This window comes from Bdellovibrio sp. (genome assembly GCF_036384735.1).
Taxonomy (GTDB): domain Bacteria; phylum Bdellovibrionota; class Bdellovibrionia; order Bdellovibrionales; family Bdellovibrionaceae; genus Bdellovibrio.
On record NZ_DASVLT010000049.1, the window covers coordinates 85,304 to 102,948 of the forward strand.

Consider the following 17,645-nt stretch of genomic DNA (forward strand, 5'->3'; position numbering starts at 1 on the left):
CTAACCAATAAGCTGTTTGAGTTCGTTCTCAAAGTTGTGTTGGTCTTCCATCGCCTGAAGCATATTCAATTCGACTTCTTCAATCTGTCCACTGACATCATGAAGATCTTTTGCCAAGACAGCGGCATTTCCGGCACCACTAATGAGATTTTCATTTAAAGCGTCTCTTTTTTTGCTGAGATCCGCAATCTTCTTATCGCAATCTTCAATCAACTTCTGCGTTTTCTTGATGAATCCCTCGAGGCGTTTACGTTCCTCTTTATAGTTGAACTTCGGCGGCTCAGCGGATGTGGAGGTTATGGGGTGCGCCTTTGCAACAGTGTCCTCGCCACGCTCAGAAAGGAAACCCTTTTGCAAACTCCATACGTATTCATCATAAGTGCCAGGGTAAAGAGTCAGTTTGCCGTTATTCACCTCGAGAATTTTATTTGCAACCCGCCCAATGAAACCACGGTCATGGCTGACAGTGATGATGGTGCCTTCGTATTTTTCCAAAGCTGTGGTCAATGCTTCAACTGTGTCGAAATCCAAGTGATTCGTCGGCTCATCCAGCAAAAGCAGCGGTGATTTCTGTAAAAGAATTTGTCCTAATGCCACGCGGGACTTTTCGCCACCCGATAGAACCTTTACTTTTTTATGAACAGCATCGCCGCCGAAAAGTAAACTTCCGGCGATATTCAAGACCTCTTGCTGAGTCACTTCTTTGTGAGCGGCCGAAGCCATAGCCTCTAAAACAGAATGTTCTGGATTTAAAGCTTCGGGCGTGTGCTGAGCAAAATATGAGAACGTCACTTGATGTCCCCATTTGATTTCACCGGATACCAAAGGAATTTGCTCACCCAATGATTTCAAAAGAGTCGACTTGCCCGCGCCGTTCAAACCGACAATGCCAAGATGATTGCCTCGTTCGAGGCGAACAGTCACGTCACTCAAAATGACTTTTTCGCCGTAGCCACATTGGACGTTATTCACTTCCAAGATGAGCTTGCCTGTAGGACTTGCCGGTGGAATTTGAATATTCGAGTGGGTCGGAGCTGCCTTAAGTTCAATGGTCTCCATTTTTTCCAAAGCCTTTAAGCGGCTCTGTGCCTGACGAGCTTTTGTTGCCTTGGCGCCGAAGCGTTCAACGAAATCCATAATAGACTTGCGCTTTGCTTGTTGGCTTAGAGCCTGCTTTTGCAAAAGCTCGTTCAACATCGCTTTTTGTTCAAAGTAGTCATCTAAGTTTCCAGCAAACTTGACGATGTCACCGCCTTCAACCTCCAAAATGTGATCTGTCACACGACGAAGGAATTCGCGGTCATGGGAAATCAAAAGGAATGCGCCTTTGAATTCTTGCAGGAAGTTTTCAAGCACCAGGAGAGTTTCAAGATCCAGAAAGTTCGTCGGCTCATCCAGTAATAGCAGATTAGGCTCTTGGCCGATGAGGAATAAAAGCTTTACGCGCATACGGTAACCACCGCTGAGCTGCTTTAAGAAAGATTGAAAGTGCTGCTCTGTAAGTCCCAGTTTCAAGCCGAACTGTTTCAGCTCCCACAAGGGCTTAATGCAATTCTTAGCCAAATAGTCTTCAACTTTTTCTGAAACATCCCAATCAGCTTCCTGCTCAAGATAACCTAGACGCAGCTGCTGAGATTTTGTAACTAGGCCGTCATCAAGATGTTCTTGATCCACAAGAATTTTGAATAAAGTCGATTTACCTGCGCCGTTAGGTCCGATCACGCCGACGTGTTCACCTTCGTTAACGGCGAAGGTGGCTTTATCAAATAAAACTTTTGCACCGAAGGCTTTGTGACCTTCTTGGACTTGTAACAGAGTGATTCCCATAGCATTTGCACTTTCTCTAGTTTGCAGCTGGAGGTCAACTGTTTAGGCGCTTAAGGACTCTCGGTTTGAGACTGTATGCTTGTCAAAGCCTCAGATAGGACTGTGTCTAACATTTTTCGTACTTAGTGAACTAAGGACCTTCTGTATTCGTCATAAAATTCCTTTGGGAACCAAATCCCATGGCCCTCCCTTTGCTTTTTATTGCGTAGTACGGACAACGATCCAAAAGGAAGAAAAGATGATTAGATTTTGTCTCAAAAAGACACTGACAGTTTTCTCTGTGATCATGGCCTGCGCTGCCTGTGCGAAGGCACAACAGGTGCAAGACCTAACAGTTTCTTTGGATATGGCAAAGACGGACCGTGAAAACCTGATAGCGTTTGCTAGCAAGCTTCATGGAAAGATGGCGATTCGCAATCTGATTTTTGAATTTAAAGATTCAAGAAGCATTTCTAAAAGTACAGAGCACACGGCCGATGGTCCTTCCGCGGCTGAAGAGATTTATCAAAAGAATTTTCCCAACGGAGATTTTTATTATCTGATTGGCGATTTGAATGATGACTGGACCAAGAGCGACTACTCCCGATACTATTCTGTCGCGAAGTGGTTGGCGTTCCGTGGCTTTAGAACTATCATCAACGTCGCAGCATACATTCCTGATTTACAAGAAGCCGCTTCAAATCCACACACCTCTGCGATTATTTGGAATTCTCACGGTGCCGAGTCAGGCTATGTCTTAGACACCGGTAAAGCACCTTTGCCAAAAACAATTTTCACAAAGTTCAGATCAAAAAGATTGAAGTATATCCTGTTCGCAAATTGCTATGGCGATGCCAGCGCTAAGTATTATGGTCTTCGCAAACTGAAAGATGTTACATCCATGGGGTGGACGGGAACTGTGACAAGCGAAGATTTATTTAAATACTTATTCTCGGATGAATTCGATAATGATCTAGAGAAAGCTATCGGTCATAAGTTAAAAATCATGCCGACGGATGAAATAGCGATCTAAAAAGAAAAGGGGCTCAAAGCCCCTTTTTTATTTATTATTTTTTCTGCTTTCCGCGCGCTTTTCCTTTACGCGGTTCTTTTCATCCACAAAAACCACAGTGGGTTTGTGCTTCGCAGCCTCTTCGTAACTTACGCCACAGTAAGCGCAGATGATAACCAAGTCACCTTTCTGCACATGACGAGCTGCTGCTCCGTTTAAACAGATTTCACCTTTTTTTCCGACGATCACATAAGTCGAAAAACGAGCGCCGTTATTGCAGTTATAGATATCAACGCGTTCATTGATAAACAAACCAGAGGCCTTGATAAGATCAGGGCAAATGCTTACAGATCCTTCATAATTAAGATCTGCAGCTGTTACTGTTGCACGGTGAATTTTATTTCTAAGCATCGAGATATTCATAGTCATTACCTTTAAGCGTTGTATTGAAGAGCGATGAGCATGCCTTTAAGAACTAAATCCGGCACAATAACATCAAAAACTTTTTCTTTTTCAAATAGGGACGAAAAACCACCAGTTCCAATCACAAAAGGTTTTTCGTTGTGGAAACATTCCTTTGTGATGCGTTCGATGATTTCCTTCATTCCGCCCAAGTGACCATAGTATAAGCCAGATTGGATACTTTCCACTGTGGAACGACCCAATGCTTCGTGCATAGAAATGATTTCGACCGAAGGAAGTTTCGCCGTCTTACTTTCAAGGGCTTCCATGCACAGGCGAAGACCTGCAACGATAGAACCACCGAGATAGTCTTTTTCCTTTGTGACTGCACAGAATGTTGTGGCCGTTCCCAAATCCACGATAATCGTATTTTGATTCGGATAAAGATGAGTTGCAGCAATAGAGTTCGCAATACGATCCGCACCGACTTCTAAAGGATTGCGGTACTTCACTTTCAAACCCGTTTTGACGCCCGCTTGCAAAATGAACGGATTAATATTGAAGTACTTCATGCAAGCGCCACGAAGGGAATAAATCACTTCAGGAACAACGCTGCAAATAGCGATCTGACGGATTTTCGAAGGGTCATAACCGTTTTCACGGATCGCTGTTCTTAAGAAAATGCCCGTTTCATCAGAAGAAGCGCCGCTTTTAGAGTTTTTCCTGAACGAAAGAACCATTTTGTCTTTATCAAAAAGGCCTCCGTAAATTTGCGTGTTACCAACGTCTAAGCACAGAATCATAAAATATCCTTAGGTACGAGGACTTGAATCAGTTCACTCGTTAATTGATCCAAACCATCACAAGCTACAAAGCCTTCATGATTATAGAGAGTGAATTTGTGTGTTTTGTTAACAATATCGATGTCTGTCAAGTCATTATGAACTACATAATCCGCATGGGAGGCAGTGAAAAGCTTATTCACGGCTTCCTTGCGAGCCTCTTCAGAAGCATGACTTGTTAATTTGAATGCAATCACTTTTAAATTCTTATTGCGTGAATAATCTTTAAGGCGATCCACGATCTTGTGATTGCGCTTAAGATGCAAAGTCATCTCGTTTGCATCAGAAGAAACTTTTTTTACTTCTAACGGACGGTATTTTGTTCCGTTCACCTCAATATCGGCTACAGAATAGTCCGAAACCGCCGCTGCGTGAATCACATGACTAAAATCTTCCGTTGAAAGATAGTGCTTCAACTTCTCATCAAGGCTTGCAAAGCTTGTGAATAAATCACGGTGATTAACGTGCTCGGCCTTTGCGGTTCCATGAGCTTGCAATAAAGTCACGTCAAAGCCCATTTGGCTTAAGTATTCAGCTAAAGAAATGCCTGTACGACCTGAACTTAAATTGGTGATTGTGCGAACAGTATCAATCGGTTCTTGAGTGCCACCGGCAGTTACAAGAACTTTGATTTTAGATAAAGCCGAAGACTTTGGAGCTACACTGCTGCCAGGGGATTTTCCTGAATCGACAAGTCCGGTGACTTTAAGCTTTTCCAAAACCATTTTTAAAATAATATCTGGCTCAAGCAAACGACCATAGCCCTCTTCGCCGCAGGCAAGGATGCCTGAAGCTGAATCAAGGATATCCAGACCCATGCTTTTCAAAGTCTCTAAAGACTTTTGTGTCACAGGATGCAGGTACATGCTGACGTTCATAGCTGGCGCAATCATGAATGGCTTTTTAAAGTCGTGAGCCAGGAATAGTGTCGAAACCAAATCATCACCGATACCTTGAGCGGACTTATTGATAAAATTCGCCGTAGCTGGAGCTACTAAAATTAAATCTGCCCAACGCACAAGGTGAATATGATCCATCACATTGCCAGAGGTATACATATCGCTAATAACTGGCCTTCCAGTTAAACCTTCAAGGGTCGCATTGCCAACAAACTTCAACGCCGCTGAAGTTGCAACAACCTGCACTTCGCATCCTGCCTGCACTAAGCGAGATACGACATGGCAGGCTTTGTAACAGGCAATCGATCCTGTCATCATAAAAAGCACTTTAGATTTGGACATTGTCAATCAACCTCACTTCACCCAGAACGGCTGCAACAAAACGGCGATTTCCCACATCAGTGACGTAATCCACCTTAAAGCCTTGTTCAGTTAAAATGCGAGCTGCTTCATCAGCAGTGTTACTTTGAGTGATGGCTTTGTAAATTGCCGGCGCTTTCGCACGATCAGCTTCGCTGAGGCGAACATTGCGCGAGCTTTTTGCCAATCCATCGCTTTCGCGCACTGTTGGAACAGGAACAATCTCAAGATTCATAAAGAAACTTTCGACCATTCCTTGAAGCAACGTCATTTGCTGGAAGTCTTTCTCTCCAAAATAAGCGCGAGTCGGAGAGACGATGTTAAAGAGCTTCATCACCACGGATAAAACACCATCAAAGTGTCCTGGGCGATGAGCGCCGTCTAGAAGTTTCGAATATTCAGATTCTGTGACTTTATAACGGTAGTTGTCTGGATACATATCCGGATAACGAGGATAGAAAATGGCATCGACTTTGTTGTCCTCAGCCATTTTTAAATCCTGATCCCAAGTGATGGGGTATTTTTCAAAATCCTTCGGATCATTGAACTGCGTTGGGTTCACAAAGATGGAAAGAACCGCGACGTCGTTTTCTTTACGCGCGCGTTTGATCAATTCCTCGTGACCCGTATGTAAGGCGCCCATTGTGGGAACGAAGCCGACCGTGCCCTTCTGTTGTCGGCGCCATTGTTTGAATTCTTGCGGAGATCGCAAAACAACTGTCATGAATAGCTCTCTTTCGCGCTGGGGAATTGTCCACCTGTCACTTCTTCGTGATAAGTGTTGAACGCGTCTTTTAAGTTTTCAAAACCGTTGTAAAAAGTTTTAACAAATTTAGGTTTGAAACCTGGATTCATACCCAAAAGATCTTGAAGGACCAAGACCTGTCCACTTGTATCAGATCCTGCTCCGATACCGATCGTTGGAATATCCAAGGCTGCGGTAATTTCTTTTGCTAGGTGAGACGGAACGCATTCAAGTACAACGCTGAAAGCACCTGCATCTTGCAGACGCAAAGCCTCTTCCATAATTTTCTTTTGAGCTTTTTCGTCACGACCTTGAACTTTAAAACCGCCCAGTTGATTCACTGACTGCGGAGTCAAACCCAAATGACCCATCACTGGAACACCAGAGCCGACCATGTGTTTTACCATGGCGTAATTACCTTCACCACCCTCAAGTTTCACAGCGTGAACACCAGAACGCATGACTTTTTCAGCGGCCGTCATTGTTGCTGTAATGCCTTTGCGATAGCTCATGAAAGGAAGGTCGGCGATAACAAGTTTTTTATCGCCAGCGCCGCGAGCCACAGCCCCGGCATACATCGCCATGATGTTCGTCGTTGCACTTAGAGTTGTTGGATGACCCAACATTGTATTTGAAAGTGAGTCACCAACCAGCAAACAGTCCACATCACTTTCTGCAAGAATGCGCGCGAAAGTGTAGTCATAGCATGTGACCATAGTGATTTTTTCGTTTTTATTTTTCTTGTCTTGGAAATCGAGGATGGTTTTCATAAGGCCTCACTTTCTGGGATACTCGGGCCAATATGTCTTTAAAAAGGCCTGATAAATTTCTGTATAGGGATCATTTTTCAGTGATTGCAAATTCGCTTTCACAGTTTCGACGTCTTTGCGAACTAAGGGGCCGGTGAGGGCTTTACTAGGATCGGCGAAAACATTGCCGATCACCTTTTCAATGTAAATCCTTGCGGCCTCTGCGGGAATGTTCATTTCAGCAAAGCCTGAAAGCATTTTTCCAACCAGTAAAGTAGTGAAGTTTCCGCCCAGCACACAATGTGCGTGATAGAGGGCTTTTAGCTCTGCCGGCAAAATGCTGGAAGGGTTTGGCAGACCAGGAAGCGCTTCGCTTAAAGAGGCTCCGGTCATCGTGAAATGAATTTTTTGGTAGAATTCGAGATCATAAAGCTCTGGCCCAAAGGTCATAAGCGGGTGAGCTGCAATCATGTCTTCAAAGTTGTGTGCGCCAGAAAAGTGTATGACGGTTTTTTCAAGCCCTGCTAAATGTTGGCGGTAAAAGCCTTGAAGCGCGCTATCGCTGATAGCGAGCAAGACATGTGAACTAGCAAGAACCTTTGGCTTCAGCAAGTGTGGATCCTGGGATCGATCCCAAGATTGATGTCTGATATTTAATAAATGAAAATAGTGAGCGAGATGTCGGGCGACGCGGCCAGAGCCAATAAGAAGATAGCTATAAGAAGATAAAGTATTCGTCGCCATAATTTTTGCGGTACCTGTCGGTTTAGTGATCAAGTCCTCTGTAATGATTCGCAACTTAACACAATTCTAACAGAATACAATGAGTCTTGCCATGACGGGTCGAGTGGTGATAGGCCGATAGTCCTATGAAGTACTTGTATTGGATAGGTGCCGTTTTAGTAGTCGCTGTAGGTCTTTATATCTCTATGCATATGCCGGATATAGGGCCTCAAGCGCTGCCGAAGATTGAATTCACTCAGGTTTCTCTTCCCGAAGAGTTCGGCAAAGCTGTGTTCGAAAAGCTTCGCCCCGAAGTTAAGTTGGCACCCGTAATATTCCTGGGTGTTACTCCGAATAAAATTGAACAAATCGAATTGTGGCGCGGTTTTCTAGAGGCCAATCAGGGACAGGGTTCGAAGTACGATGTGATTGTGGTTGAATCAATGCTTCCCTATGTCGAGATTTTTAACGACGTCGTGCACATTCCTCTTAAAGAAGAGATTTCCCGTGTTGCGGATGGAATAAAAAAAGCACGGGAACAGAATCTTCGTGTAGCCATCATTGGTCCTAACATTTACTCTTCTCAGCTAATTAAGGAAAACGTGGCGGATAAGTTACAAACGGAATATCAAATTCCGGTGACGAGTTTAACGGTGAGTGAATTTCCTTTAACGCGTGATCAGGAAAAAACTTTTGAACCAGCATGTGCGGCGGGGGGGGCTGTGGATCCGGCGGGAACAAGCGGTCTTGGCTGCATGATTCGCACGGTGGCTCGCAAGACTTACACGAAAAAGTTTGAGGCGAGAAAATACTCTGGTTTGATGGATAAGACCGGAGCAAAAGATTATCTGATTTTATTTAATAGAAACTAGCAGATCTTCAGGAGGGATTATGAAAATGAATTTATTGTCCGTGATCGTAGCATTGGCTTTGCCGGTATTGGCCCAGGCTCAAAGCAGTTTCGAGGGGCTCTATCAAAATGAAGACGGTACGAAGCAGGTACGTTTGACAGAGTTCAATCGCTCACTCACTTTGAATACGACAAGCTATTATTCAACTGGCCAACAAGTGAATTGGTTCTTTGAATTTATTATGCCAGCAAATCACGAAGTTAAAGCCGGTGAAACAATCAACGGCCGCGTTCGCAGTGTGGATGCTTACTATAACTGTGTATTCGACGAGAAAGCCTTCATTCAAAAAGACGCTCAAGGTCATGTGAAAATCCATTATCCTCTTTTGACTTACCACCGCGAGACACGTTCCGTGCGTGACGGTTACCAAGGTGGCTATTATCAGCGCACCGTGGATTGGACAGGCTGGGGTTGGGTTGAAACAGGCTATCACTTTCCGATCGAGCACTGGCGTGTGATTTCCTCAGAATGTGTGATCGACCAACGTAACTGGACGACAAATATTTTGGTTCCAGTGAATGAGGGTCCTCAACCTCTTCCTGCAGTGAAGAAATAGGTTCTTTATGAAGAAGCTTGCGATTGTTACAGGGGCAAGTCGTGGTCTTGGTTACGCTACCAGCGAGGCTTTGGCGCAAAAAGGCTACAAAGTGATCATGGGTATGCGCAATCCCGAGAAGGCACAAAAGCAAATTAATACCCTCAAGATGAAAGATCTTGATGTGGTGGCGATGAAGCTGGATGTTTCTCAGGAAAAAAGCATTAACGAATTTGCAGAAGCTTTCCGTCGTGAATATGGTTATGTCGATGTTCTTGTAAATAATGCGGGAATTTTTATTGATGATGAGGACGGTGGAAATAGTTCTGTCTTCAAAACCAAATCCTCAACTATACAAAAGACTTTCACAACCAATACATTGGGGCCATTTCTTTTAACGCAAAAGATTTTCCCTATGATGCAAGCTGAAGGTCATGGTCGCATTGTGAATGTCTCTTCAGGCATGGGACAGCTGAGCGATATGAATCGCGGTTATGCGGCTTATCGCATGTCTAAGACGGCATTGAATGTTGTGACTCGTGTTTTTGCTGAAGAGGCGAAGGGCGAAGATGTTTTGGTGAATTCGATTTGTCCTGGTTGGGTGAAAACCGATATGGGTGGTCAAGGCGCTGATAGATCTATCGATCAAGGGATCAAGGGAATTCTATGGGCTGCTACTTTGCCAAAGGGTGGACCGACCGGTGGATTCTTCCGCGATGGCGAAAGAATTGAGTGGTAAAAAAATTGTGACTAATAAAAGGCTGCGGTGTCCGTGGCCTTTGTTTCTTTGATGTTAAAGGTCCCGCATCCAGAATAAGTGATGTGATAGGTCACATCTGCATTCGAAAAAGATAAAGTGCCGCTATCAATGCCGCATGCCGATTTGTGCAAACCAAAAGATGCTACATCGAAATATTTCATATCTTTTTGATTCTTTGAAAAGTAGATCGTGCTGTCGATAGAGATTTTTCCGGTCGTATCGCTTTCGCTATCTTTATCTGGGGTGAATAAGTAATTCGAAGTACCGCTAAATTCAAATGACGCATTTTTAGCGACGAATGTCTCGGAAAAATCCTTGGTAATACGTTCCGTCTTATCTTTATCGATCTTGATTGAATAAAACGAAGTGTCAACACGAGAAGAGATGGCGTCGACCGAATAAGTCAAATCTGTTGTTATGTCGTAGGATTTATTCTCGCCGCCTTTGCTTGCGATAACTTCGATGGTTCCATCCACGGTCTTACAATCCACGTGAAAAATCTGATCATCCTGTTTATCGGATTTAAGACTGTAGTCCGTCTTCACACAACCACCAGTTTGAAATGACATCAGAGCTTGGCGATCAGTCGTCATCATTTCGGCCAGTGTTCGTGCGAATTTCGTGTCAAGAGAAGTAGTGGTGTCGGAAGCTTTCGCCATTATGCCAGCAGATTTTGTAGAGGCAGAGGTCTTCGCAGAAGAAGAAGTCTCGCTGCTTGAACGAGAGCCGGTGCAATCCATAACTGACATCGAAAGAGTAAAAAGGATTAGGGCTGTTTTGCGTTTCAAACTAAGACTCCCAGTGATGCTATGATCACTTTATGAAGTCATTCTACGTGCGAACTATTGAAGCTTGATGCAAGTTTAACGAAAAACGAAACTTCCAGATGATTCAGACGCAATTGAGGCCCGAAGAGTATCAATAGGGCTTCACTTTCTCAGAATCGAGGCATTTTAGTGATGAGTACTTGCTTTTGGTTCAGGGCTGGAAGTTGTTGCCGTTGTCGCGGGGGTCGACATATTCGGTGGAACAGTAGCAGATGGAACAGTCGGAGCTGTCTTTAATGGAACTGAACAGGCGCCTTCATCAAGAACGGAGTCTGAAGGAGTATCGCATGCTTGAGTCGAAGTTGTTAATGCCTGAGTTGAAACAGCTGTTGTTGCATTTTTTTGATTCGCCTTGCATGAAACAACGCCAATTGAAATCAAAAGAACCAAACCACCAAAAGCCACAAAGTTTTTCATATAGATCGAAAGTAGCAGTTTCGTTGGCGACAAAAAAGAAAAACCCCTTCCGAAGAAGGGGTTTGACGCGCTGTAGATTTAAAAGAAATCTACTGTTAGTAAATTTCGTGAGCCAACGGACGGCGAGGTGCTCTGAAGTACGTTCTCGGAGATAGCTCTAAGAGGTCAGCGAGCTTTTCCATGTAAACGCAAGCGTAACGATCTAGTTGATAAGCGAAATAACTTTCTTCGTTACCTGCTCTCATCAATTGACCCCAGTTGCCGTTGTACATGGCCTGTTGCTTTTTGATTAACTGACTGATTTGCGCATCGATCTCAGAAATAGTTTTCTGAAGAGTTTCGATTTGTGCTTCATTCACGTCAGCGGCCTTTTCAATTTTTCTTGTCATGATCTCTGTCAATTCGTCTTCAAGAGGTTCTTTTTTCTTCATAAGAACTTCGATCTCTTGATTGATAGGCTCTGCTTTTCTGTTGTTTTCAACTTCAACATCAAGCTCTTCGATCACCATGGCCGTTCTCCAGTTACAATCCTTTTTCAAACGAAGGATATCACCATAGATATGGTCACCGATGTACAAGATGTCATCGCCAGCCAAATCAAGATCTGCGGTGAATTTCTTAGCGTTACCGCCTTGGTAAATTCCCGGAGTCAGTTTGCCTTCCATGTTCGTCATTGTTCCATCCGCCGGATTCACGCGAAGGTACCTTTGGCTTTCATAGAAGAATTTTGGTTTTGATGCGAAAGTGATTACGATCTCGAATAGATCCTGCCAAGATTTGTGCTCTTTCAAGAACGGTTGAATCGCATAATCCAAAAGCAATTTCGTGTAGTGGTAATCAGAGTTCGTCAAGACGAAGATCTTTTTACCGTGACGACGGAATTTCTCAAGATTTGCAACAAGGCCCGCATCTTTTACGATGTAATGATCCAAGTTGTTCTTTACGACTTCTTTCAATGATCCGTCACGATGGGCCTCATCCAAAGCATCCAAAACATCATCGGCAATCTGAACGTATTCAGGATATTTGTTTGCAGTGTCTGTGTCTTTCAACTCAACAATTTGCGCGATCAAATTCGCCAAAGAGATCGAGAATGAAGTGTCTACCGCCAAGTAATCGTTATTAGACAAGTCGATGTAAGTGGATTTGTACAACTTTTGGTGGGTTTTAAAATCCAATGGCTTCAAGCCGTGATAGCTTGCGCGAATCGCTGTGTAGCGATTCAGTTTCAAAAGATTTCCCATCTTACGGTCGATCACAAGTCCGCGAATCGCGAAGTTATAATCGAAAGTCAGCTTGCGCAAAGTCTCTGGGTAGCCACGCTTAACCAGTTTGTCGATCATTGTCGTGTGGGACAAACGCTCGAAGTTCTCACTGTTGTAGCGAACCAAAGTGTGGTCCATGTCTACACCTATGTAGCGGACCTTTTTCATATTTAGAGTTCTGTTAACAAAAACTTTTCCAGACATATTTTCTTATCTTTCAGTTGGCAGATGCAGTTGGTTCCACGCAACCATTCCGCCAAGCATGTTATAAACGTTCGAAAAACCATTCATGGATGCGTAAGCAGTGGCCTTCGCAGAACGGCCTCCGCTATGGCATATGAAAACGATGGTTTGATCTTTGGGAAGACTTTGAATGTGCTCAGGCAACGTACCTAGTGGAATCAAATCCGTGCCGGCAATATGGCCAAGTTCGTTGACGTATTCTTCGGGTTGGCGAACATCGATCAACTTTACCTGATTCATTTTTTGTTGAAGTTCAGTAGGAGCAATATCAAAGACACCCTCGAAGTAAGGGTTTTCAGTCTTCGTGTCGAATTCAACATTTTTTGCAGTCATGAGTCCTCCTTGCGTGGAGCTTGTGGCTCGGGACAGACCAGAGCCAAGACTCTAAGAATATCAGGAAACGAAATTTCCTTCAATAAAGAGCCCCTCGCATTCGTGTTATCTCGACGAGGGGCGTAGATTTTTACCAAATTTGTACGCGTTCTGCTTCTGGAAGCGTCATCTTGTCTCCAGCTTTACATTGGAATGTCTCTGCAAAGGCTGGTTGTTGCTTAATTTGCTCATTAATGCGAGCCCAGCCCGCAGCATGAGGGTCTGTTTTTCTCATCAATTTATCAAAATCAGGACGAGTGACCGAGCACCACAAGCGACCGTAGGCAATAAAGAATTTCTTTTTATCTTCAACGGAACCCTTACCATTCGGGAAAGCCGCATTGAAAGCGAAAGTCACGCCCACAAGGTCAGCTGTATTTTCACCTAAAGTCAGGCGGCCATCGTGATCTGCCTTATTGAATTGATCGACCAGTCTAGATTGGCGTTTGCCGAATTCAAGAACGTCTTTTTCGCTCATCCATTGTTTCAGGCGACCCTCAGAGTCGTACTTCGCGCCGTTATCATCAATACTGTGACCGATCTCGTGACCAACAACCGCACCTACGGCACCCAGGTTTTCAATCAAAGAGCCGTCTTTGTTGTAGAATGGATACTGCAAGATACCGATCGGCAAAACGAATTTATTTTCATTTTCACTATAGTAAGCGTTCACAGTCAAAGGACCCATGCCCCAAGCATCTTGGTTTGCTGGCTCATGAAGTTCTTTAATCATTTTGCTGAAGGCAGCTTCACGGTAAAGATGTTTATCCACCATCAAGTCTGTCTTTGTGTATTTACGAACAGGCATGAAGTCCCATTCTTTATCTGTATGGGGTTTCACAAGTTGCAGACGCGCTGTTTTGATTTTTGCGATGGCACCTTTTCTGCCTTCTGAAGAAAGCCACTTGTTATCCTCAAGACCCTTTAAGATCGAAGCGCGAATCGCTTCAGCAACCTCTGTGACTTTTTTCTCGTCAAAGTTCGGGAATACTTGATCAACTAAAGCGGCATCAAGTTCCTTCATAAAGTAATCAGTCACTAGGTCTGTACAACGCTCTTGGCGAACGGGGCGCTTGTCAGGACCGCCGAAATATTTTTTCTCGAAGTCGAAGTTTTGTTGGAAGAACGCAGGGTATGCATCGTCCATTTGATCAGAAAGGTTTTTTACCAGCAGATAGTCCTTCCAAACTTGCAAAGGACGTTTTGGAAGTTCTTCGTTCATGAAAGTTGCGGATTCTGCAATCGGATTACTAACCAAAGCTTCCTTCGGAGCTTTTTTGAAAAGCATATCGAATTTCAAGTTTGGATACTTTTTTTCTGTTTCTTCTTGGGTCATCAAGTGTCTTTCGCTCCAACGTTGACGGCGTTCCGCAGCCACCGGATATGTCTTGATGAAGTCCTTTTCCATGTCGATCACGCCTTGCGCCCGCTTTTCCGCCTCGGAAGCTTTAATGCCAGGATTGATCGCTTTGAAGAATGAAACTAAAAGTCTTTTGTAGTCAGCCATCAAAGCGGCATTTTCATAATACTTATGGTCCGGCAAGTTCATCATGTTGCCGCCGATGATGATGTTCAAACGCTTTGGGTTATCCAAATCCGGAGTGTTACCCATCCATTGGAGTGGACTGAAGAAGCCCTTCGGAGTTTGCGTATTTACGTAAGTTACCAGGTCTTCGACAGTGTCGATCTCTTTCAAGTCTTTCTGAAGTTTTTTGACTTCAGCTTTTTCAGAACCAGCACGAGCTTTTGGGTCCATGCATGCCATGTACATATCACGAAGTTGCTCTGTGCGTTCGTTCAATCCCTTCTTTGTTGGAAGCTCGGCCATGAATTTCTTTTTAACTTCCAAAAGTCTTTCGCGTGAATCGCTGAATGCAAACAAGTGATGGCTGCGATCGTCACGAAGTTTGAAAGAAGCTTCTACTTCTGAACAAACGTATTTGTGAAAGTCTTCACAAGGGTTGACTGCCGGATTCAAAGGAAATTCACGCTTTTCTGGAATTTCTGAAGACGGCGCCTTGGCAAAGACAGGGGATGAAATAAGAGATGCTGAAATCAGCAACGCTGACAGAACCTGATGAGTCATTGTGTCGAATCCTTTCGAAGAAACATCTTATTTCATGACTGAATAGAGTGAATTGCAATAGCGGTCTTGCTAATGGTCTAGGTGAATGGCATGATCGTCACTCCATGACAAAAGCCCCCGTCGACTTATCTCCAGAACAAGCTACCGCGTTGGATCTTTTAAGATCTGGCGAGAACGTTTTTTTAACGGGTGGCGCTGGAAGTGGTAAAAGTTTTTTAATTCGTCACTACATGAAAGAAGTGGATACGAAGGAACTTCCTATTCTGGCTAGTACTGGCGCCGCCGCTGTTTTATTGGGTGGACGAACTTTTCATAGTTTTTTCGGTTTAGGGATCATGGAAGGTGGACCTGACGCCACTTATGAAAGAGCCTCGAAAGACAACAAATTGATGGCGCGTTTACGCAAAGTCGAAGGCGTCATCATTGATGAAATTTCGATGATTCCGGGGCAGGCATTGATGATTGCGGAAGCTTTGACTCAGAAGGCTCGCGAATCAAAGCTTCCTTGGGGAGGCATGCGCATTATTGCGGTCGGTGACTTTGCTCAACTTCCTCCTGTGACGCAAACAGGTCAGCGAGATTGGTGTTTTCTGAATCAAGTTTGGACTGCCAGTGGTTTTCAAACGGTTATGCTGTCTCACAACCAGAGGGTGTCTGACGATTTGTTTTTAGATGTGCTTCACGATATTCGCCATGGACTGAGTACTCCACGTGTTCGCGATTTCCTGAACGAACATTTGCAACAGCACGATCCTGATCACCCGGGTACAAGACTTTTTCCACGAAAATTGGATGCAGAAAAATTCAATCAAATGAAGCTTGGCGAAATTCCTGATGATGAAATCGTGATTGATTCGATTTATTTCGGTTCGGAAAAGCATATCGAGCTATTAATGAAAACAGCCCCGGTACCGGTGAAGCTTGTCTTAAAACTGGGATGTCGAGTGATGTTCCTCCAAAACGATCCCCAAAAGCGTTGGGTGAATGGCACACGCGGTGTTGTCACTGATATCACGGACGACAAGATCACTGTGAAAAAAGACAATGGCCGTGAAGTGCAGGCCGACAAGTCACAGTTTTCTTTGCAAGATGCTGAGGGCAATATCATGGCTTCGGTCATTCAATTCCCATTGGCCCTTGCTTACGCAACAACGATTCATAAAAGCCAAGGTGCGACCTTAGATGATCTTTGGTGTGATATCAGTCGTTTGTGGGAACCGGGTCATGCTTACGTAGCTTTAAGTCGGCTTCGCTCTGCTGAAGGGTTGCATCTTATCGGATGGAATCCACGTTCGATCATCGTAGATCCAAAGGTTTTAGAATTTTATAAAAAACTAGAGAAATAAGAATGAAATCTTTTTTTGTGATTTTATTTTTGCTATTTGCTGAAGGTGCGTTTGCGGTGATTTCTCCTTTTCCGGTGGGTCATTTAGAATCTTTCATGGCAAACACTGGCGCAGCTCTGGAAGACTCGCCAGGCAACGTGATTTACAATCCGGCAGGCTTGGGATTTCGTGAAGCTAAAGAATTGAATATCTCTGTCAGCGGGAATGCCTTAGGTCAGCAGCATTTTCAATTAGAGGGTCTTGAACAACAATCCAATGATTTGAAACTTCGTCCGTTGCTGACAGCTGGGATTTATCCGATTGCTGATGGCATGGGTGCGGTTTTCGTAGCGAATCCTATTTCGTTTAAGATATTTCAGGGCACGCAATCTGAAAGTGGTGCAGCTCAAGCTAAAGCCAACGTTACGGTGGATACTGATAACATCGCGGCTGGTGTCTCTTATGCGCGCAATCTAAATTCGAGTTTTTCATGGGGAGTTTCGACAGGGGTCACGTTTTCGTCGACGGAAACTTACGCATATTCTTCTTATCAAACAAGCTCTATCGCGGCGACTGAATATCAAGAGTCACACACTAAAAATTCAGTCATTTTTCTTATGCCAGGAATTATGTGGAAGATAACTCCTGACTGGACTGTCGGAGCTTCTATGAATTTTACTCCTGTTACGCTGAATGATGAGGCATCGCGCGTGGACTCGGTAACAAACTCCGCAACGCCAACGCAGATCAGTCAAACCACGGTAAAGTATAAAACTAACTCGAAAGAAGACCCTGATGTGCTCTTGGGAACTCAGGTGCGATTAGGACTGCATCGTCTGTTCACTGACGTCGCATACAATGGTGTCGAGTCTGCTCAAAATGAAAATGGAGTGAATACGACTTCCTCTGCATTTTGGTCTTATAGTGTCGGATGGAAGTACGACAGAGCCGGACAATTTCAACCAATGGCAGGGTTGGGTTATGCTGATCGTGTGATTAGCACGGACTACATTGCGACAGCAGGTTGTTCGATTTTAAATAGAGCGAATGAGTTGATACTCGGCTTGTATTATACGAAAAGCGATTCACGCTCTTCTACAGATTCTTCATATGACAGCGTGGGCGTGATGTTTTCGTCGAGCTTGAATTATTAAAGGATCCACATCAGGTCGCGCATCATGCCAATGAGGATAATGATGCCAATGCACTGAAGGGCGAGTGCAAAGTAAAACCAACTTGGATTTTTTTGTTTGTTTTGTACTGCCACAATTCCCCCGATATTTTTGAATCGGAATAAATGTCATAAAACATCATCGAATTTATGTTAGGTCTGGAACATTTTAATGTTAGGGATTAATACGATCTC

18 protein-coding genes are annotated in these 17,645 nt (G+C 44.1%); 6 read left to right on the plus strand and 12 right to left on the minus strand.

The features are described from left to right. Window positions 1-1,827, minus strand: coding sequence for an ABC-F family ATP-binding cassette domain-containing protein (locus VF412_RS15160; protein ID WP_331340101.1), 1,827 nt, complete (start codon window positions 1,825-1,827; stop codon window positions 1-3). Window positions 1,828-2,065: 238 nt separating this feature from the next. Here VF412_RS15160 and VF412_RS15165 point away from each other — a divergent pair, with 238 nt between their 5' ends. Then, window positions 2,066-2,839, plus strand: a complete 774-nt coding sequence (locus VF412_RS15165) for a hypothetical protein (RefSeq protein ID WP_331340102.1) — start codon at window positions 2,066-2,068, stop codon at window positions 2,837-2,839. A 27-nt stretch (window positions 2,840-2,866) separates the two neighbouring features. Here the strand turns inward: VF412_RS15165 and panD are convergent, their stop codons facing one another. From panD to VF412_RS15195, 6 genes are read right to left on the minus strand one after another with little or no spacing between them, the layout of a single operon-like run. Next, window positions 2,867-3,241 (minus strand): aspartate 1-decarboxylase, encoded by a 375-nt coding sequence (panD, locus tag VF412_RS15170; RefSeq protein ID WP_349259014.1) that lies wholly within the window; start codon window positions 3,239-3,241, stop codon window positions 2,867-2,869. A gap of 11 nt (window positions 3,242-3,252) precedes the next feature. Continuing rightward, on the minus strand, window positions 3,253-4,023 hold the full coding sequence (locus tag VF412_RS15175; RefSeq protein ID WP_331340104.1) for a type III pantothenate kinase: 771 nt from the start codon (window positions 4,021-4,023) through the stop codon (window positions 3,253-3,255). Further along, the gene (gene coaBC / locus VF412_RS15180) at window positions 4,020-5,279 is read right to left on the minus strand and encodes a bifunctional phosphopantothenoylcysteine decarboxylase/phosphopantothenate--cysteine ligase CoaBC (RefSeq protein ID WP_331340105.1); all 1,260 of its coding nucleotides are present in this window, start codon (window positions 5,277-5,279) and stop codon (window positions 4,020-4,022) included. The genes VF412_RS15175 and coaBC overlap by 4 nt, the downstream gene beginning before the upstream one ends. Window positions 5,280-5,289: 10 nt before the next feature. Next, a complete protein-coding gene (gene panC, locus VF412_RS15185) occupies window positions 5,290-6,045 on the minus strand; it encodes a pantoate--beta-alanine ligase (RefSeq protein ID WP_331340106.1) in 756 nt (251 codons plus the stop codon). Further along, the gene (panB, locus tag VF412_RS15190; RefSeq protein WP_331340107.1) at window positions 6,042-6,836 is read right to left on the minus strand and encodes a 3-methyl-2-oxobutanoate hydroxymethyltransferase; all 795 of its coding nucleotides are present in this window, start codon (window positions 6,834-6,836) and stop codon (window positions 6,042-6,044) included. The genes panC and panB overlap by 4 nt, the downstream gene beginning before the upstream one ends. A gap of 6 nt (window positions 6,837-6,842) precedes the next feature. Further along, window positions 6,843-7,613, minus strand: coding sequence for a DUF2520 domain-containing protein (locus VF412_RS15195; protein WP_331340108.1), 771 nt, complete (start codon window positions 7,611-7,613; stop codon window positions 6,843-6,845). 71 nt (window positions 7,614-7,684) lie between these two features. Here VF412_RS15195 and VF412_RS15200 point away from each other — a divergent pair, with 71 nt between their 5' ends. From VF412_RS15200 to VF412_RS15210, 3 genes are read left to right on the plus strand one after another with little or no spacing between them, the layout of a single operon-like run. Then, complete coding sequence (locus VF412_RS15200) at window positions 7,685-8,410, plus strand: hypothetical protein (protein ID WP_331340109.1); 726 nt, start codon at window positions 7,685-7,687, stop codon at window positions 8,408-8,410. A 19-nt stretch (window positions 8,411-8,429) separates the two neighbouring features. Next, window positions 8,430-9,005 (plus strand): hypothetical protein, encoded by a 576-nt coding sequence (locus VF412_RS15205; RefSeq protein WP_331340110.1) that lies wholly within the window; start codon window positions 8,430-8,432, stop codon window positions 9,003-9,005. 7 nt (window positions 9,006-9,012) lie between these two features. Continuing rightward, the gene (locus VF412_RS15210) at window positions 9,013-9,723 is read left to right on the plus strand and encodes an SDR family NAD(P)-dependent oxidoreductase (RefSeq protein WP_331340111.1); all 711 of its coding nucleotides are present in this window, start codon (window positions 9,013-9,015) and stop codon (window positions 9,721-9,723) included. 11 nt (window positions 9,724-9,734) lie between these two features. Here VF412_RS15210 and VF412_RS15215 read toward each other — a convergent pair whose 3' ends face one another. From VF412_RS15215 to VF412_RS15235, 5 genes are all read right to left on the minus strand, one after another. Next, window positions 9,735-10,532: a hypothetical protein gene (locus tag VF412_RS15215; RefSeq protein WP_331340112.1), complete on the minus strand. Its 798-nt coding sequence runs from the start codon at window positions 10,530-10,532 to the stop codon at window positions 9,735-9,737. Window positions 10,533-10,697: 165 nt separating this feature from the next. Next, the gene (locus tag VF412_RS15220; RefSeq protein ID WP_331340113.1) at window positions 10,698-10,988 is read right to left on the minus strand and encodes a hypothetical protein; all 291 of its coding nucleotides are present in this window, start codon (window positions 10,986-10,988) and stop codon (window positions 10,698-10,700) included. A gap of 95 nt (window positions 10,989-11,083) precedes the next feature. Beyond that, a complete protein-coding gene (locus VF412_RS15225; protein WP_331340114.1) occupies window positions 11,084-12,457 on the minus strand; it encodes an HAD-IG family 5'-nucleotidase in 1,374 nt (457 codons plus the stop codon). Window positions 12,458-12,463: 6 nt separating this feature from the next. Further along, the gene (locus VF412_RS15230) at window positions 12,464-12,829 is read right to left on the minus strand and encodes a rhodanese-like domain-containing protein (RefSeq protein WP_331340115.1); all 366 of its coding nucleotides are present in this window, start codon (window positions 12,827-12,829) and stop codon (window positions 12,464-12,466) included. Between the two features lie 130 nt (window positions 12,830-12,959). After that, window positions 12,960-14,954 carry a M13 family metallopeptidase gene (locus VF412_RS15235; protein ID WP_331340116.1) on the minus strand — a complete coding sequence of 665 codons (1,995 nt, stop codon included), beginning with the start codon at window positions 14,952-14,954 and terminating at the stop codon, window positions 12,960-12,962. Between the two features lie 104 nt (window positions 14,955-15,058). Here VF412_RS15235 and VF412_RS15240 point away from each other — a divergent pair, with 104 nt between their 5' ends. Together VF412_RS15240 and VF412_RS15245 are read left to right on the plus strand one after the other, a co-directional pair. Then, window positions 15,059-16,300 carry a DEAD/DEAH box helicase gene (locus tag VF412_RS15240; RefSeq protein ID WP_331340117.1) on the plus strand — a complete coding sequence of 414 codons (1,242 nt, stop codon included), beginning with the start codon at window positions 15,059-15,061 and terminating at the stop codon, window positions 16,298-16,300. 2 nt (window positions 16,301-16,302) lie between these two features. Then, window positions 16,303-17,433, plus strand: a complete 1,131-nt coding sequence (locus tag VF412_RS15245; protein ID WP_331340118.1) for a hypothetical protein — start codon at window positions 16,303-16,305, stop codon at window positions 17,431-17,433. Window positions 17,434-17,645: the final 212 nt, after the last annotated feature.

Bases quoted from the DNA above. Each gene is read 5' to 3' on its own strand.
- panD (WP_349259014.1), bottom strand. From the start codon at position 3,241: ATGAATATCTCGATGCTTAGAAATAAAATTCACCGTGCAACAGTAACA.
- VF412_RS15205 (WP_331340110.1), top strand. From the start codon at position 8,430: ATGAAAATGAATTTATTGTCCGTGATCGTAGCATTGGCTTTGCCGGTA.
- VF412_RS15175 (WP_331340104.1), bottom strand. From the start codon at position 4,023: ATGATTCTGTGCTTAGACGTTGGTAACACGCAAATTTACGGAGGCCTT.
- VF412_RS15225 (WP_331340114.1), bottom strand. From the start codon at position 12,457: ATGTCTGGAAAAGTTTTTGTTAACAGAACTCTAAATATGAAAAAGGTC.
- VF412_RS15230 (WP_331340115.1), bottom strand. From the start codon at position 12,829: ATGACTGCAAAAAATGTTGAATTCGACACGAAGACTGAAAACCCTTAC.
- VF412_RS15220 (WP_331340113.1), bottom strand. From the start codon at position 10,988: ATGAAAAACTTTGTGGCTTTTGGTGGTTTGGTTCTTTTGATTTCAATT.
- coaBC (WP_331340105.1), bottom strand. From the start codon at position 5,279: ATGATGACAGGATCGATTGCCTGTTACAAAGCCTGCCATGTCGTATCT.
- VF412_RS15240 (WP_331340117.1), top strand. From the start codon at position 15,059: ATGACAAAAGCCCCCGTCGACTTATCTCCAGAACAAGCTACCGCGTTG.
- VF412_RS15165 (WP_331340102.1), top strand. From the start codon at position 2,066: ATGATTAGATTTTGTCTCAAAAAGACACTGACAGTTTTCTCTGTGATC.
- panC (WP_331340106.1), bottom strand. From the start codon at position 6,045: ATGACAGTTGTTTTGCGATCTCCGCAAGAATTCAAACAATGGCGCCGA.
- VF412_RS15245 (WP_331340118.1), top strand. From the start codon at position 16,303: ATGAAATCTTTTTTTGTGATTTTATTTTTGCTATTTGCTGAAGGTGCG.
- VF412_RS15210 (WP_331340111.1), top strand. From the start codon at position 9,013: ATGAAGAAGCTTGCGATTGTTACAGGGGCAAGTCGTGGTCTTGGTTAC.
- VF412_RS15235 (WP_331340116.1), bottom strand. From the start codon at position 14,954: ATGACTCATCAGGTTCTGTCAGCGTTGCTGATTTCAGCATCTCTTATT.
- VF412_RS15200 (WP_331340109.1), top strand. From the start codon at position 7,685: ATGAAGTACTTGTATTGGATAGGTGCCGTTTTAGTAGTCGCTGTAGGT.
- panB (WP_331340107.1), bottom strand. From the start codon at position 6,836: ATGAAAACCATCCTCGATTTCCAAGACAAGAAAAATAAAAACGAAAAA.
- VF412_RS15160 (WP_331340101.1), bottom strand. From the start codon at position 1,827: ATGGGAATCACTCTGTTACAAGTCCAAGAAGGTCACAAAGCCTTCGGT.